Consider the following 15948-nt stretch of genomic DNA (forward strand, 5'->3'; position numbering starts at 1 on the left):
ATGAAGTCCCCTACAGTCTTGGCGATCGTGCTGAATTATCGCACGCCCGATCTGACCGTGCGCGCCGTGACGGCGGCGGTTGCCGCGATGGAGGGGATCGCCGGCGCCATCACGGTCGTTGACAACGCTTCGGGCGATGACAGTTGCCAGATCATCGCGCAGGCGATTGAAGGCAACGGCTGGGACCGGGTGACGCTGATGCAGGCGGGGCGCAACGGCGGGTTTGGCGCGGGCAATAATCACGGTATTCTGGCGGGCCTGCCCGGCGGCGCTGCGCCCGATTACGTTTATCTGCTGAACTCCGACGCGTGGCCCGAGGCGGGCGCGATCCGCGCGCTTCTGGATGTGTTGGTGGCTGCGCCAGCCGCCGGTATCGCCGGCAGCTATATCATGGGCGAGGATGGCGCGCCGCATCGCACCGCGTTCCGGTTCCCCTCCATCGCGGGGGAGTTTGAGGGGGCGGTGCGCACGGGGCTGTTTACGCGTCTTTTGCGCGATTGGGTGGTGCCGCTGCCCATCCCGCAGGTGATCGCGCGGGTGGATTGGGTGGCTGGTGCCTCGGTGATGCTGCGCCGCGCGATGCTGGACGATATCGGCCTGTTTGATGAGGCGTTTTTCCTTTATTATGAGGAAACCGATCTGTGCCTGCGCGCCGCGCGTGCGGGTTGGCAGTGCCTTTATGTGCCTGCCTCGCATACGGTGCATGTCGGGTCTGTGTCGACCGGTATGCGCAACTGGACGCGCACGCCGCAATATTGGTTCGACTCGCGGCTGCATTATTTCCAGCAAAATCACGGCAGCGCCTATGCCGCCGCCGCGACCCTGTCACGTATCATGGGCGAGGGGCTGTGGCGTCTGCGCTGTCTGGTGACACGCCATGACCCGCGCGATCCGCCGCGATTTTTGCGCGATCTGACGCGCCACGCCCTGCGCAATGGCCTGTCGGCCAAATCGCCGCGCGCGGTTCCCGCGCAGCCCAGCGCCAACCTTCAAGGAGAGAGCCGATGAGCCTGTTTTCCTGCATTCTGATCGGGGACGAAACCCTGACCGTGACCTGCGCCGAAATGCTGATGGATGGCGGCGCGCAGATCGGCGCAGTGGCCACGCGCGACAGCGCCGTGCGCGACTGGGCCGGGGCGCGGGGGGTGCCGGTCGTGCAACGCATGGCGGATCTGGTCCCGTTCGGCCCCGCCGACTGGGTGCTGAGCATCGCCAACCTGCGCATCGTGCCGCAGGCGGTGCTGGATCTGGCGGTGCGCGGTGCGGTCAACTTTCACGATGGGCCGCTGCCCGATTACGCGGGGCTGAACGCTCCCGTTCACGCGCTGCTGGACGGCGCCGCACGGCATGGCATTACGTGGCACTATATGACTGGCGGCATTGACGAGGGCGATATCCTGCTTCAACGCCGCTTTGACATTCCGGTGGGCGCGACCGCTCATACGCTGAACGCGCGCTGCTACGCCGAAGCGATGGACAGCTTTGGCGAGGTGATGACGCAGCTTGCCTCCGGCAGCCCCGCGCGGATGCCCCAAGGGGCGGGGACGGGCCGGTATTACGGGCGCGCCGATCTGCCCGAGGGGGCGGGATACGTTGATTTCACCGCCTCCGTTCAAGCGATCCTGCGCTATATCCGCGCGCTGGATTTTGCCGGTTACGCCAATCCGCTGACCACGGCCAAGCTGAGGATAGAGGGTGTTCCCGTGGCCATTGGCCGGGCAGAGCCTGCCACCGGGCAGGGCGCCCCCGGCCAGATCGTGGGTCTGAGCGCGGACTGGCTGTGCGTCATGGGCGCGGACGGCGCGGTGCGCCTGTCGGGACTGCGCCGCATGACTGGCGGCGCGCCGGATCTGGGGGGCGTTGCCGCAGGCCACATGCTGGCCCGGCCCGCACCGGATGCGATCCGCGCTGAATTGGCCGCGCTGGCACCGCACGAGGATCACTGGCGCCGTGTGCTGGCCGATCTTGCGCCGCTGGACGTGCCGCTGGCCCGCCGCAGCGGCGCCGCGCCTGACTGGCAGGCGCGCGATCTGGAAGTGCCGGGCGGCATGACGCGCAGCGATCAGCTGGCGGGGATCTGCCGCTGGGCCGAACGGTCGGCGGGCGTGGGTCCGGGCGATCTGGCCTATGCCCCGGCGGCGCTGAACAGCCGGGCGGGCCGCGCGCCCGGCGATATTGCCCCATGGGTGCCTGTCCGCAGTGATGCCAGCGCCGCCAGCGTTGCTGCTGCTGCCGCGCATCACGGCTTTGCCGCCGATCTGGCGCTGCGCGATCCGGCGCTGGCGGCTGTGCAGATGCCGCAAGTGGGCGTGGCAGACGGCACGGCGCCCATTCCAGGCACCGTGGTCTGCGTCCTGCCGGAGGTGGGCCGCCTGATGTTTGATGCCTCTCGTCTGGACGATGCGGCGGCGGACCTGCTGGCGGCGCGGCTGGGCGATCTGCTGCGCACCCCCGATGCGACATTGCCGGACGCCGACGCGACGCGTCTGGCCGGCTGGGCTGGCCCGCAGGTGGATCTGGCCTGCGCGCCCACGCTTGCCGCCGCGTTCGAGGCGCAGGTGCGCCGCACGCCCGACGCCGACGCGCTGGTGTTCGAGGCTGAAACGCTGAGCTACGCCGCGCTGAACGCGCGCGCCAACGCGGTCGCCGCCGCGCTGCAAGCCGCCGGCGTGCGCCCCGGCGTGCGCGCGGCACTGTGCATGACGCGCGGTCCGGGCATGATGATCGGCGCGCTGGGCATTCTCAAGGCCGGGGGGGCCTATGTGCCGCTCGATTCCGACTATCCTGCTGCGCGGCTGTCCCACGCGATCACCGACAGCGGCGCAACCGTCCTGCTGACCGAACGGGCGCTGGCGGATCTGATCCACGGCACGGACGCAACGCCCCTGCTGATTGAGGATATACCCGGCACGCACGACGAAGATATCGACGGTGGCGCGGGTCCGGACGATCTGGCCTATCTGATCTACACCTCCGGCTCGACCGGCACGCCCAAGGGGGTGATGGTCACGCATCGCAACGTGGCCAATTTCAGCGCCGGCATGGATGCCCATATTGACCGCGCGGCGGGCGGCGTGTGGCTGGCGGTGACCAGCCTTGCCTTCGATATTTCGGTGCTCGAGCTGTTTCACACCCTTTCGCGCGGGTTCAAGGTGGTGCTGATGGGCGGGCAGACGCGCGCGGCAGTGTCTGGCACATCTGCCCTGCGCGGCGGGCGCGGGGTGGAGTTTGGCCTGTATTACTGGGGCAACGATGGCGGCGCCAGCGGCGGCAAATATCACCTGCTGCTGGAGGGGGCGAAATTTGCCGACGCGCATGGCTTCACCTCGCTCTGGACGCCGGAGCGGCATTTTCACGCCTTTGGCGGGCCATACCCCAACCCGGCCGTAACCGGCGCGGCGGTGGCGTCGATCACGCAGAACCTGGACGTGCGGGCCGGGTCCTGCGTGGCGCCGCTGCACCATCCGGCCCGCATTGCCGAGGAATGGGCGGTGATCGACAACCTCACCGGCGGGCGGGCGGGCATCGCCTTTGCCTCGGGCTGGCAGCCAGATGATTTTGTGCTGCGTCCGGAAAACACGCCGCCCGCGAACAAGCCCGCGCTGTATCAGACGATGGCGCAGGTGCGCGCGCTGTGGCGCGGCGAGGAGGTGGGATTTCCCCGCGCGGACGGGACCGAGCATCGCGTTCTGACCCAGCCCCGGCCCATCAACGGCGAGTTGCCGATCTGGCTGACCACGGCGGGCAACCCCGATACCTGGCGCGAGGCCGGCACCTTGGGCGCGCATGTGCTGACCCATCTGCTGGGCCAGACGATCGAGGAGGTGGAAGGCAAGATTGCGATCTATCATGACGCCCTGCGCGCCGCCGGGCATGATCCGGCGGATTTCAAGGTAACGATGATGCTGCACAGCTACATCGCGGACACGCGCGAGGCGGCGCGCGAAGTCGCGCGCGAGCCGATGAAGGATTACCTGCGCAGCGCGGCGGGCCTGATCAAGCAATACGCCTGGGCCTTTCCCGCGTTCAAGAAACCGGCAGGCGTAGCCGATCCGGCGCAGATCGACCTTGGGTCGCTGGAGGAGGAGGAACTGGACGCGATCCTTGATTTCGCCTTCCAGCGGTATTTCGAGGACGCGGGCCTGTTTGGCACGGTCGAGGATGGCGTTGCCCGCGCGCATCAACTGGCCGCGATCGGCGTGACCGAAATCGCCTGTTTGATCGACTACGGCATCGACGCGGACACCGTGCTGGAGGGGCTGCGCCCGCTGGCCGAGGTGCTGCGCCGCGCCAACGCGCCCGATGTGCTGGACGCTGATGACTTCTCGCTTGCTGCGCAGATCCTGCGCCACGGCGCCACGCATCTGCAATGCACGCCCAGCATGGCGCGGCTGATCGCCATGAACGCCGAGGCGCGCAGCGCGCTGGGCCATATCCGCCACCTCTATCTGGGGGGCGAGGCGCTGCCCGGCGATCTTCTGGCCGATCTGCGGCGGGCCACGCCGGCGCGCATCTGCAACATGTACGGCCCGACGGAAACCACGATCTGGTCCACCGTGCAGCCGGCCCAAGGCGCCGGAGGCGCGACTGTACCCATCGGTGCGCCCATCGCGAACACCGTCTGCCATGTGCTGGACGACAGCGGCGCGCCGGTGCCCATCGGCGCGCCCGGTACGCTGTGGATCGGCGGGGCGGGCGTGGCGCCGGGATACTGGAACAGGAAGGATCTGACAGCCGAGCGTTTTCGCAAGATACCGGGGCTGGCAGGCGGGACGCTGTATAATACCGGCGATCTGGCCGCGTGGCGGCCAAACGGCAGCCTTGAGTTCATCGGCCGCGCCGATGCGCAGGTCAAGATCCGTGGCCAGCGCATCGAACTGGGCGAGATTGAGGCCTGCATCAGCGGCTTTGACGGTATCACCGGCGCCGTGGTCACTGCCGCAGCACGCGAGGGCGGCGATGTGCGTCTGGCGGGGTATTTCACAGGCGCGAATGCGGTGGATATCACCGCGCTGCGGGATCATCTGTCGCGGCATCTGCCCGGCGCAATGGTGCCTGCGCATCTGATGCGGATGGATGTATTCCCGCTGACCCCGAACAAGAAGATCGACCGCGCCGCCCTGCTGGACCCCGTGCCGGCGCCGCGCGCCGCGCCGCCGGCACCGTCCAAGGCGGCGCCTGCGCCCGTATCAGCAAACGCGGCGCCGGGCGATCTGGTGGCGACGCTGGCGCGGATCTGGTCGGGTATCCTCGGGGTCGAGCAGGTTGGCGTGCAGGACAATTTCTTTGCGCTGGGCGGTCATTCGCTGCTGGCAGTGCAGGCACATCGCGACATCCGCGCGGCGCTGCCCGATATGCGCCTGTCGATCACTGACATCTTCCGCTTTCCGGTGCTGGGTGATCTGGCGGCGCATCTGGGTCATGTGGCGCCGACTGCGGCATCGCCCGCCGCTGTCGCAGACGGTGCGCGGAGCGAGACAATCTCGCGCCGCCGCGCAATGCGGGCCGGCCGGACGGAGCGGGCGCAATGATCGCTGTGAAAACAGCGCCGTGCGCGTCGCTGGGGGCTGCCCTGCGCGGCCTGTTCCCGCCGCAGGTGGCCGTCGCGCTGACGCAGCCCGGTGCGCCGCAACCGCCGCTGTTTGCGGCAGAAACCGCTGCGATGGCGCGCGCCGTGCCGACCCGCCGGGCCGAGTTTGCCGCCGGGCGCGCCGCTGCCCGCGCGGCCATGGCGCAGCTGGGCGCGCCGGCCGCCGCGCTGCCCATGGGGCCGGATCGCGCGCCGGTCTGGCCTGCGGGCATCACCGGCAGCCTGTCCCACATCCCCGCGCTTTGCATTGCAGCGGTCGCGCAGACCCGCCAGTTTCGCGCCATCGGCACCGATCTGGAGGAGGCAGGCGATCTGGACCCGGACCTGATCCCGCAGGTCTGTACCCTGGCCGAACGTGCATGGCTGGCCTGCCAGCCTGCCGCACAGCGTGGCCAGCTGGCCAAGCTGATCTTTTCGGCCAAGGAATGCGCGTATAAATGCCAATACCCGCTGACCGGAACTCTGTTTGATTTTGACACGCTGGAAATTACACCCGATCCGGACACCGGCCAGTTCGAGGCGACATTCACCCGCGCGATTGGCTGCTTTGACGCAGGCGCCTGCCTGCCGGGGCGTTTTACCATCGCGGATGGTATCATCGGCTGCGGCATGGCGCTCGCCGGGCGCCCGCGCTGGGCAGGCGGGCAGGGATGCTGATGCGGAAGGCGACGCAATGCGCGGATATATGATGATCGGGGCCGGGATTGCCGTCTTGCTGGTGGCCGCGCTGGCGGTGCTGCTGCTCCGGCCCTCAAGCGCGCCCAAGGCTGACACGGCCACGCTTTATGCCGCGCCGTTGCCTGCGCCCGAGGGGCCGCTGGCCGTGTATCATCTGGGGCATTCGCTGGTCGGGCGTGACATGCCCGCGATGCTGGCGCAGCTGGCGCCGCCCGGGCATCGCTATGACAGTCAGCTGGGCTGGGGCACCTCCCTGCGGGAGCATTGGGAACCGGACGTGCCGATCAACGGATTTGACAGTGAGAACGCGCATCCGCGCTACCGCCCTGCGCGCGAGGCGGTGGGCTCGGGCGATTACGATGCCGTTGTGCTGACCGAAATGGTCGAAATCAACGATGCGCTGCGATATCACAAGGGCGCCAGATATCTGGGCCGCTGGGCCGATCTGGCGCGTGGTGCGGTGCCGCCGCCGCGGGTGTATCTGTACGAGACATGGCACAATCTGGACGATCCTTCCGGCTGGCTGGCGCGGCTGGACAGCGACCTGCGTGGCGCGTGGCTGGGGCAGCTGGCCGCGCCCAATCAGCGCAGCGATGCGCCGATCTATCTGATCCCCGCCGGTCAGGTCATGGCCGCGCTGGTGCGCGAGGTCGAGGCGGCGGGCGGCATTGGCCCGATGATGGACCGCACCGATCTGTTTCGCCGCAATCCCGACGGCAGCCAGGACCAGATCCACCCCGGCGATCTGGGCAACTACCTGAATGCGCTCACGCATTACGCGGTGCTGTATCACCGCTCGCCCGTGGGCCTGCCGCAGAACCTGATCCGCGCGGATGGGACCCGCGCCGACCTGCCGGGCGATGCACTGGCGCTGAAAATGCAGCAAACGGTGTGGGACGTGGTCCGCGCCATGCCGGAAACGGGGGTCGCGCCATGAGGATGACGCGCCGCACGATGCTGGCCGCATTGCTGGCGCTGCCCGCCGCCGGGCGCCTGAATGCCGCGCCGGGTGGCGGGCAGCCGCTGGCCGTCAATCTGGCCCCTGTCACGGATTGGAGCACGCAGCAGCCCTTCATCGACGTGTTCAAGACCGCGCGCCGCTGGATCGGTCATTTACCCGGCCAGTGGGGCGGCGCCGACTATGCGCAGATCGCGGGCGCGGGCCTGCTGGACGAGGATGGCTGGCCAACACGCCTGCCGCGTGATCTGGGATCCATCGGAACCGTGATCCTGACGGATCTGCCCGAAGAGGCAGAGGCGCTGGCGGGCCGCTACCGGCTGCGCTTTGAGGGGGATGGCATTGTCGAGGTCGCGGGGCGCGCGCGCAATGTGCGCTACGGCACGGGCGAGGTGACGTTCGATTTCACGCCCGGCCCCGGCCCGGTCGAGATCCGCATTCAGCGCAGCGATCCGCGCGGCACCGGCGATTATGTCCGCAATATCAGCGTGGTGCGCGATGATCTGGTGGCCGCACACAAGGACGGCGCCCTTTTTCGTCCCGAATTCCTGACCTCGCTGCGCGGCTTTGGCGTGCTGCGGTTCATGGATTGGATGAACACGAACGATTCCACGGCCGAGGAGTGGACCCGGCGCGCGCGCCCCGGCGATTTCAGCTACACCCGGCAGGGTGTGCCGCTGGAGGTGATGCTTGCACTGGCCAGCGAATTGGACGCGGATGCGTGGCTGACACTGCCGCATCTGGCCGGTGACGCTTATGCGCGCGAAATGGCCAAGGCAACGCTGACGCTGGTGCCGCCCGGGCGGCGGGTCTATGTCGAATACTCCAACGAGGTGTGGAACTGGCAATTCGCGCAGGCCGAATGGGCCGACGCGCAGGCGCGCGAGCTGTGGGGTGTCAAGGACCGCGGTGCGCAGTTTTATGGTTTGCGCGCGTCCGAAGTGGCGCAGATCTGGGCGCAGGTGTTTGCGGCGGGCGATGCACGCGCGCAGCTGGTCAATGTGGTGTCCACGCAAACCGGCTGGCTGGGGCTGGAGGCCGATATCCTGACCGCGCCGCTAGCGGTCGCCGATGGGTTTGCCCCGCCGGTAGAGGCGTTCGACGCCTACGCGATCACCGGGTATTTCGGCCATGTTCTGGGCACGGACCGGCGCCGCGCGCTGATCGCGGGCTGGCTGGAAGACAGCGCCGATGCGGCGCGCACGGCTGCGAAGGCCGAGGGGCTGGAGGGCGCGGCGCTGGACGCTTATGTCGCCGCGCACCGCTATGATCTGGCGACGGCCCGCGCGGCCGAAGAGCTGCGCAGCGGCGCCCATAGCGGCGACGATAGTGACACGCTGGCCGATCTGACCGGGCGCCTGTGGCCCTATCACGCTGAGGTGGCGGCGCGGCATGGTCTGGATCTGATCATGTACGAGGGCGGCACGCATGTGACCGGCCTTGGCGCGCAGCTGGATGATGACGCGCTTACGGATTTCTTCACGCATTTGAATTACACGCCGGAAATGGGCGCGCTTTATGCGCAGATGCTGGAGGCTTGGGCGGCGCTGGGGGCAGGGCCGTTCAACCTGTTCAACGATACCAGCGCGCCGGGCAAATGGGGCAGCTGGGGCGCACGGCGCTGGCCGGGTGATGACAACCCGCGCTGGCGCGCCATCCGGGCGCGCCTGTGAGGGCGGCCAGCGTGATCGTGCCCGCGCATGACGAGGCGGGTTATATCGGTGCCTGTCTGGATGCGCTGTTTGCCTCGGTGCTGGACGGGGCGGCGATGCAGGTGATCGTGGTTGCGAATGGTTGCACGGATGCCACGGCGCGGATCGCGCGGGGCTATGCGCAGCCGGGGCGCGATCTGGCGGTGATCGAGCTGGCGGAGGGCGGCAAGCTGGGCGCGCTGGAATGCGGCGACGCAGCGGCGCAGTACGGCACACGGATTTATCTGGACGCCGATGTGATCGCCTCGCCGCATCTGATCGCGCAGCTGATTGCGGCGCTGGAGGCGCGGCAGCCACGCTACGCCAGTGGCAGGCCGGTGGTCACGCGCGCGCGCACCGGGATCACGCGCGCCTATGCGCGGTTCTGGCAAACGCTGCCATTCGTTGCCAGCGATGTGCCGGGATTTGGCATTTTTGCGGTCAATGCCGCCGGGCGCGCACGTTGGGGGGCGTGGCCGGACATCATTTCGGACGACACGTTTGTGCGGCTGAATTTCACCCCTGCCGAGCGTATTTCGGTCCCCGCAACCTACACTTGGCCGATGGTCGAGGGCTGGCGCAATCTGGTGCGCGTGCGCCGGAGGCAAGATCGCGGTGTGGGTGAAATCGCGGTGCGCTACCCCGATTTGCTGCGCAATGACAGCAAGGCGCGGCCCGGCCTGCGCGGTATTGCGGCGCGAGGGATGCGTGATCCGACAGGATTTGCAGTGTATGCCGCTGTGGCGCTGGCGGTCAAACTGCCCGGTGCCAGCGGCTGGGTCCGGGGGCGTTAGGGATGCGCGGCGCGGATATGATCGGCCAGTTTGGCGGCCTCGGCATCGACATCGTGGCGTGCCAGCACGCGGGCGCGCCCGGCGTTGCCCATATCGGCCAGCGTGCTGCGCGGCGTGTCGGCCATTTGCGCAATGGCCCCGGCCAGCGCAGCCCCGTCGCCTGCGGGCACCAGCCAGCCGGTGATGCCGTCCTGCACCAGTTCGGGCGTGCCGGCGATATAGGTGGCGATCACCGGGCGGGCGGCGGCCATCGCCTCCATCACGACCATGGGCAGACCCTCGGCAAAGCTGGGCATGATCAGGCCGTGCGATGCGGCCAGCCGGGCGCGCACGCCGGCCTCGTCCAGCCAGCCGGTAAAAGTGACATGCGCGCCCAGCCCTTCGGCCTTGATGCCATGCTCCAGCGCGGCGCGCAGGGGGCCGTCGCCGATCAGGGTCAGGTGCAGATCCGGCACGTCCGCAATGGCCGCCTTCAGCGCGGGGATCAGCAGCATCTGGCCCTTTTGCTCGACAAAGCGGCCAATGGCGACCAGATGCAGCGCGCCCTGCGGCAATGGCGCGGGCACGGCAAAGCGCGCGGGTTCGATCCCGCAATGGACGATTTCAATCCGGCTCCACAAATCATATGGCACCAGCCGGCACAGTTGCGAGCGGCCAAAGCTGGAGATGGCGACAGCAAAGGCCGCGCGCTCGATCTTGGTCGCCAGCGACAGGGCGCGGGGGGCGTCAAATTCCTCGGGGCCATGCACGGTAAAGCTGTAGCGCGGGCCGCCCATCGCATGGCTCAGCATGGCGACCGTGGCCGCGTTGGTGCCGAAATGGGCGTGGGCATGCAGCGCGCCGATGGCCGCGCAGCGGCGGGCGACATGGGCGGCCTCGGCCAGATAGATCAGATGGCGCAGGCGCCCGGCCTCGCTGCGCGCGCCGCAGTGCCAGGCCAGTTTCAGCGCCGACAGCATGCCGCCGGGCCGGCGCAACGCCTGCACCGCCAGATCGCGCAGCAGCGCCGCTGCGCCGGTGCGCAGCACGTAATGGGTGCGCGCCGCCTCGGCCCGGTCGCCCGCGTCAACCAGCGGCGCATCGGGGCCGCGCATGGCGATACGGTCGATCTGAAATCCCTGCCGCTCAAGGCTGTGCAGCTCGCGCCGGATGAAGCTGTGCGAGGGCTGCGGATAGGTGTTGAGGATATAGGCGATTTGCATGTTGCGGGCCTTGGTCTGGATGCAGCGCAGGGTATCTGCGCGGGCCGCGCTGGCAAGCTGTTAGCGCCGCAGACGGGCACTTTTTGCCGCAGCGGTGGCTATCGCGCACGGGCGGCGCGGCCATGAGGCGGCTGGCAGGCAGTTTTGCCGGGAACCGGCTGACCGCGCGCATTCTGCGCAGCGCGTCCTGGGTGATGGTGGGCTATGGCGGCGCGCAGGCGATCCGGCTGGCGTCGAACCTGATCCTGACGCGGCTGCTGTTTCCCGAGGCGTTCGGCCTGATGACGCTGGTCACGGTGGTGACGGTGGGCCTGATGATGTTCTCCGATGTCGGCATCGGCCCGTCGATCAGCCAGTCAAAACGCGGCGACGATCCGGACTTTCTGGACACGGCATGGACGATACAGGTGATGCGCGGCGCCACGCTTTGGGCGGTGACGCTGCTGCTGGCGGTGCCGATGGCGCGGTTCTACGACCAGCCGGATCTGGCGACGTATCTGCCGATTGCCGGGATTGCACTGGTCATTTCCGGGTTTCTGCCGACGCGGATCGAGACGGCGCACCGGCACCTGATGTTTGGCCGCCTGACGGTCCTGGACCTGACCAGCCAGCTGATTGGCGTGGTTGCCATGATCGTGCTGGCGCTGATCACGCGGTCGGTGCTGGCGCTGGTACTGGGCAGCCTGTGCGGCGTCGCGGCCAAGCTGGTGCTGACCTCGCTGTATCTGCCGGGGCCGCGCAACCGGTTCCGGCTGGAGCGGGCGGCGCTGCATGAGCAGGTGCATTTCGGCAAATGGATATTTCTGTCGACCGCCTTTGCCTTTGTCAGTGCGCAGGGCGACAAGGCGGTGCTGGGCAAGCTGCTGGATATGCGCAGCCTCGGCATTTACAATATCGGCTTTTTCCTGGCGAGTTTTCCAGTGATGCTGGGCACATCGTTAACGCAGCAGCTGATGATCCCGATCTACCGCGACCGCCCGCCGGGGGAGAGCGCGCAGAACCGCGCGCGACTGCGCAAGATGCGGGTGCTGCTGACGGGCGGTATTTTTGCCCTGCTCGCGGGCATCGCGCTGGCGGGTCCGTGGCTGGTGGGGTGGATGTACGATGCGCGCTATGCGGCTGCGGGCGGCATGGTCACGCTGATCGCGCTGGCGTTTTTGCCGCTGGCCATCGGGCTGAGCTATGACCGCGCTGCATTGGCGGCGGGCGACTCGCGCGGCGCCTTCGTGTATTCGGCGGTGCGGTCGGTGCTGCAAATCGGGCTGCTTTACGGTGGTTACGTCAGCTTTGGCCTGATCGGCGCGCTGGTGTCGCAGGGGGTGGCGTTTGTGCTGGCCTACCCGGTTCTGGTGCGGCTGGCACGGCGGCATGGGGCGTGGGACGCGGGCCATGACGCGGTGTTCCATGCGCTGGCGTTGGGGCTGGCGGCGCTGGCCGCGTTCCTGCACTGGCCCGAACTGGCCGCGTTGGCCGCATTCTAGCGGCGGCGCGGGCGCAGGCCCAGACGGGCGCGCAGGCCGCGCCGCGGCGGTTTGGCCGGCGTCATTTGGGGGATCGACACCACCGGGCGCAGGCCCAGCGCATGTTCCATCTGCGCCGCCGAGCGGATGACAGGGTGGCGCAGGTCCACCAAAAATGCCGCCCCGATACCGGCCATCAGGCTGAGCGCGGCGCCCAGAAGCGCGATAGTCTTGCGCGAGCGCGTGTAGGGATATTCGGGAAATGTTGCAGGTTCCAGCACGGTCAGGCGTTCGGTCTGGCGCTGGGTTTCCAGCCGGTAAGCGGTTTCGGCCTCTTTGCGGCGGGCCGAGATAGCCTGCGATTCGCGGCGTAATTCCTCCAACTGGCGGGCATAATCGTCCAGCTGTTGCTGTGCGCCGGGGGTCACAGTCAGGGTCTGGCGCAGTGCATCGGCATTTTGCGCAATCAGCGCCCGCTCTTCGACCAGATTGTCGATCTGGGCCTGCACCGCCTCGCGGTTGCGCCTCTCGACCCGCGATTGCGCCGGGGCGGCAAGCTGTCTTTGCAGGGCGATCAGCTGCCGGTCGATGGTCAGGATCTGTTCGTTCAGCGCGGCCAGTTCGGATTGTGCGGCGTCGGTGCTGCCGGGCAGGGCGGTGTCATTGCGGGCGCGAAACTGCGCGATCTCGCGCTCCAGCGCGTCCATTTCGCGGGTCAGCGCGTCCTCTTGCAGGGTAAAGAAGTCCAGCGTTTCACGCGACTGGTCCAGCCGCGTGCTGACGCTGAGCGATACGGTGCGCCGCGAAATTTCCTGCGCCAGTTGCTGCGCGCCTTCGGCGGTGGGCCAGTCCGCGCTGATACGCAGCAACGATACGCTGCCGTCATCGCTGAACCCTTCGCGCGCGGCGGCCGTGCCGGACACCTGCACGGCCTTGCGGATCGCCAGAACCTTGTCGGCGGCGGTCATTTCGGGCCGATCGTCGAACAGGCCCAGCCTGTCGATCATGTCCAGAATCGCGCCGCGCGACATGACCTGTTGTTCGATCAGTTGCAGGCGCCGCGCCGATGACCCCTGCACCGTTGTCGGGGCAAGATCCGAGGACACGGTTGCGCCCTGGATCTGGAGCACTTCGGAGGAGGTATAAAGATGCTGCTGCGACGCGGCAAACATCAACGCCAGCGCGCTGCCCAACACGAACACACCCAAAAGCACCCAGATGCGGCGGCGCAGCATGTGGAAAAAATCCGCGATCGAAAATACAGAGCCCATTCCGTCCGGTCCGCCCCTTGCGTGGTCCTGCGCGGGGCCGACCCGGCCCGTTACGCGCAAATTAATTCAAGCCGTTTCTGTCATGGTAAAGGGGCAAGAATATGACCGGTACTTGAATTCACTGCAAGGGCGGCGCGCCTGATGACATTTCGCGCGCGCGGCACGCCCGCAAACCGGATCAGGCGGCGCGCGCCTGCGGGCGGGTGCGGTTCAGGATGATGCCCAGAAGGTTCGTCTTGCCCTCAAGCCTGCGCTCGCATTCGGTGATCTGGCTGGCCAGGGTGCGCGTTGCATCAGCCACCAGCAGAACGCCGTCAACCTGCGGCAGGAACGCTTCGAGGTCGTCATGTTCCAGCATGGCAGGCAGGTCATACAGCATGATGTCGGGCGTCAGGGTTCCGATCATATCCTCCAGCACCTCGCCCGTGCTGCGGGCGTGCAGGATTTCGGACGGGTTTTGCGGACGCGCGTTGTTCAGTCCCAGCGCCAGGGTCTCGGAGGGGCGCACCAGATGATCCTCTGCCGTGATGGCACCGGACAGCAGGCGATGAATGTCGCCGGGGCCGCGTATGTCCAGCATGGGCGCGATTGCCGGGGCGCGCTGGTTCAGGTCCATCAGCACCGTGCGCGATTGCGGGATGCGGCTGATCGACAGGGCCAGATTGACGGCGGTGAAGGTGGCGCCGCAGCCCGATGTCGGCGCGGTGACAGCAATCCGGTTCCAGACCTGCGAGTGCAGCGTCTGAAGCAGTTGCGTGCGCAGATCGTCAAACACCCGCATCATTGCCATGTCGCCCTGAACCAGTCCCATCTGCGCGTCCAGCGCCGTCTGCGCGCCGTGACCGAAGGGGACTGTTGCCAGATCATCCCACGTGCCTGCGTCATAGCCGTGCAGGGCAGCCATCTGGGCGGCGGGCATCAACATCGTGTTGCCCTCGAATTCGGTGGGCTGGAGGTCGTAATAGGCATCGACCAGCGGCGCGTCGTCCGGGTCGCGCGTCCCCCAGCGTGCCGGCATGAACTGCCCGTTGACCCGGCGCGTCAGCTCCAGGTCGAACGGCAGCGCATCCGGCGCGGCCGTGTCCTGAGGCTGGCGCGCTGATGGGCGCTGTGTCCGGCGCCCGGATGTGGTTTTGTACCGCTCCAGCATCCTAGTATCCGGTCCGCTTGATCACCGCGCCGAATGTCCGCAGCAGCACTTTGGCATCTTCGCAGGGCGACAGATTGAAGTTGTAGTCCGCATCCAGCGCAACGCGCGAGACAAAGCTGCCCTCGTTGCGCTGGGATACCTGCCAATAGCCGGTAATGCCGGGGCGCAGGGCAAAATAATGCGCCGCGTCGCCATAAAGCGGCAGCTGCTCGGGCAGCATGGGGCGCGGGCCGACAAGGCTCATGTCGCCTTTCAGCACGTTCCACAGCTGCGGCAACTCGTCCAGCGATGTCTTGCGCAGCAGCGCCCCGACACGGGTTATGCGCGGATCGGACTTCAGCTTTTGCGTGCTGTTCCATTCGGCGCGCAGTGCAGGATCAGCCGCAAGGTGCCGCTCCAGCATCTGGTCGGCATCCTTGACCATCGTGCGCAGTTTGAGGATCGAGAAGGTGTCACCGCCTTTGCCCAGACGCTGCTGCCGGTAGAATGGCGTTCCGCCTTCGACCCATAACAGCAGCGCGGCTATGCCGATCATCAGCACGGCCAGCGGCGCGAGGATCGAGACCAGCACGATGTCCAGAACGCGTTTGCCCAGAACGCGATACGTGTCCGTCCCGGCAGACAGCCGCGACACGCTGCCGGTTGCGTGCTGATGAAATGCCACATGATAGGCGGAAATCGGGAAGATCGCAGGATAGGTGAAGCGGCGGTTACGATGTGAAATGTAGGACGGATTGACGCCGCGCGATGGCGGCGCCATTTCGACGCGTGGCGCGCCGATCTTGGACTTGGACATTACAGACCTCACTCATTCACAAACATCGGTCAAACAGACCGCACACAAACATCTCTGAACTGCCCCAATGGCCCTGCGCCGGGTCTTGTGCCCGACTTTTCAGGATCGACGTGTGCAGGGCGCACTCACTTTTGCCCTGTCGCCGGCCGGGTCTGGATTGCACCTGCGCACCAGCCCTGCCTTTCGTAAATTAACACTTTCCAGCTTCAATTAAGATGAATTCTAACGAAACATATTGTTTCCAGTCCAGTGATGCCGCGAAGTCTCATCTGATCCGTAATGCTGGGAAATCGGTGCCGTACCTACGCCAAAATTGCGACGGTTGTGACGTACAGCTCTGATTGTTTCGCTGAGTGAA

Annotated in this window: 11 protein-coding genes; 7 read left to right on the plus strand and 4 right to left on the minus strand. The window is 67.2% G+C overall.

Annotated features, from left to right (window positions below):
* From DQ230_RS01505 to DQ230_RS01530, 6 genes are read left to right on the plus strand one after another with little or no spacing between them, the layout of a single operon-like run.
* A complete protein-coding gene (locus DQ230_RS01505) occupies positions 1–1008 on the plus strand; it encodes a glycosyltransferase family 2 protein (RefSeq protein ID WP_113910738.1) in 1008 nt (335 codons plus the stop codon).
* On the plus strand, positions 1005–5531 hold the full coding sequence (locus DQ230_RS01510) for a MupA/Atu3671 family FMN-dependent luciferase-like monooxygenase (RefSeq protein ID WP_113910739.1): 4527 nt from the start codon (positions 1005–1007) through the stop codon (positions 5529–5531). Before DQ230_RS01505 ends, DQ230_RS01510 begins: the two co-directional genes overlap by 4 nt.
* Complete coding sequence (locus tag DQ230_RS01515) at positions 5528–6247, plus strand: 4'-phosphopantetheinyl transferase family protein (protein WP_113910740.1); 720 nt, start codon at positions 5528–5530, stop codon at positions 6245–6247. Before DQ230_RS01510 ends, DQ230_RS01515 begins: the two co-directional genes overlap by 4 nt.
* A gap of 16 nt (positions 6248–6263) precedes the next feature.
* Positions 6264–7205 carry a hypothetical protein gene (locus DQ230_RS01520; RefSeq protein ID WP_238987385.1) on the plus strand — a complete coding sequence of 314 codons (942 nt, stop codon included), beginning with the start codon at positions 6264–6266 and terminating at the stop codon, positions 7203–7205.
* Positions 7202–8899: a hypothetical protein gene (locus DQ230_RS01525; protein WP_162497335.1), complete on the plus strand. Its 1698-nt coding sequence runs from the start codon at positions 7202–7204 to the stop codon at positions 8897–8899. The genes DQ230_RS01520 and DQ230_RS01525 overlap by 4 nt, the downstream gene beginning before the upstream one ends.
* A gap of 11 nt (positions 8900–8910) precedes the next feature.
* Positions 8911–9711, plus strand: a complete 801-nt coding sequence (locus tag DQ230_RS01530; protein WP_238987386.1) for a glycosyltransferase family 2 protein — start codon at positions 8911–8913, stop codon at positions 9709–9711.
* Here DQ230_RS01530 and DQ230_RS01535 read toward each other — a convergent pair.
* Positions 9708–10913: a glycosyltransferase gene (locus DQ230_RS01535; protein ID WP_113910743.1), complete on the minus strand. Its 1206-nt coding sequence runs from the start codon at positions 10911–10913 to the stop codon at positions 9708–9710. The two genes, DQ230_RS01530 and DQ230_RS01535, sit on opposite strands and share 4 nt — an antisense overlap.
* 122 nt (positions 10914–11035) lie before the next feature.
* Here DQ230_RS01535 and DQ230_RS01540 point away from each other — a divergent pair, with 122 nt between their 5' ends.
* The gene (locus DQ230_RS01540) at positions 11036–12394 is read left to right on the plus strand and encodes an oligosaccharide flippase family protein (RefSeq protein ID WP_113910744.1); all 1359 of its coding nucleotides are present in this window, start codon (positions 11036–11038) and stop codon (positions 12392–12394) included.
* Here DQ230_RS01540 and DQ230_RS01545 read toward each other — a convergent pair.
* From DQ230_RS01545 to DQ230_RS01555, 3 genes are all read right to left on the minus strand, one after another.
* Entirely contained in the window at positions 12391–13644 is a 1254-nt protein-coding gene (locus tag DQ230_RS01545; protein WP_113910745.1) for a GumC family protein, read from the minus strand. The genes DQ230_RS01540 and DQ230_RS01545 overlap by 4 nt on opposite strands.
* 178 nt (positions 13645–13822) lie before the next feature.
* Entirely contained in the window at positions 13823–14794 is a 972-nt protein-coding gene (locus tag DQ230_RS01550; RefSeq protein WP_113910746.1) for a CpsD/CapB family tyrosine-protein kinase, read from the minus strand.
* A gap of 1 nt (position 14795) precedes the next feature.
* Positions 14796–15590: a sugar transferase gene (locus tag DQ230_RS01555; protein WP_238987387.1), complete on the minus strand. Its 795-nt coding sequence runs from the start codon at positions 15588–15590 to the stop codon at positions 14796–14798.
* Positions 15591–15948 lie beyond the last annotated feature (358 nt).

Source organism: Roseovarius dicentrarchi (genome assembly GCF_003316635.1).
In the GTDB taxonomy this organism is placed as follows: domain Bacteria; phylum Pseudomonadota; class Alphaproteobacteria; order Rhodobacterales; family Rhodobacteraceae; genus Roseovarius; species Roseovarius dicentrarchi.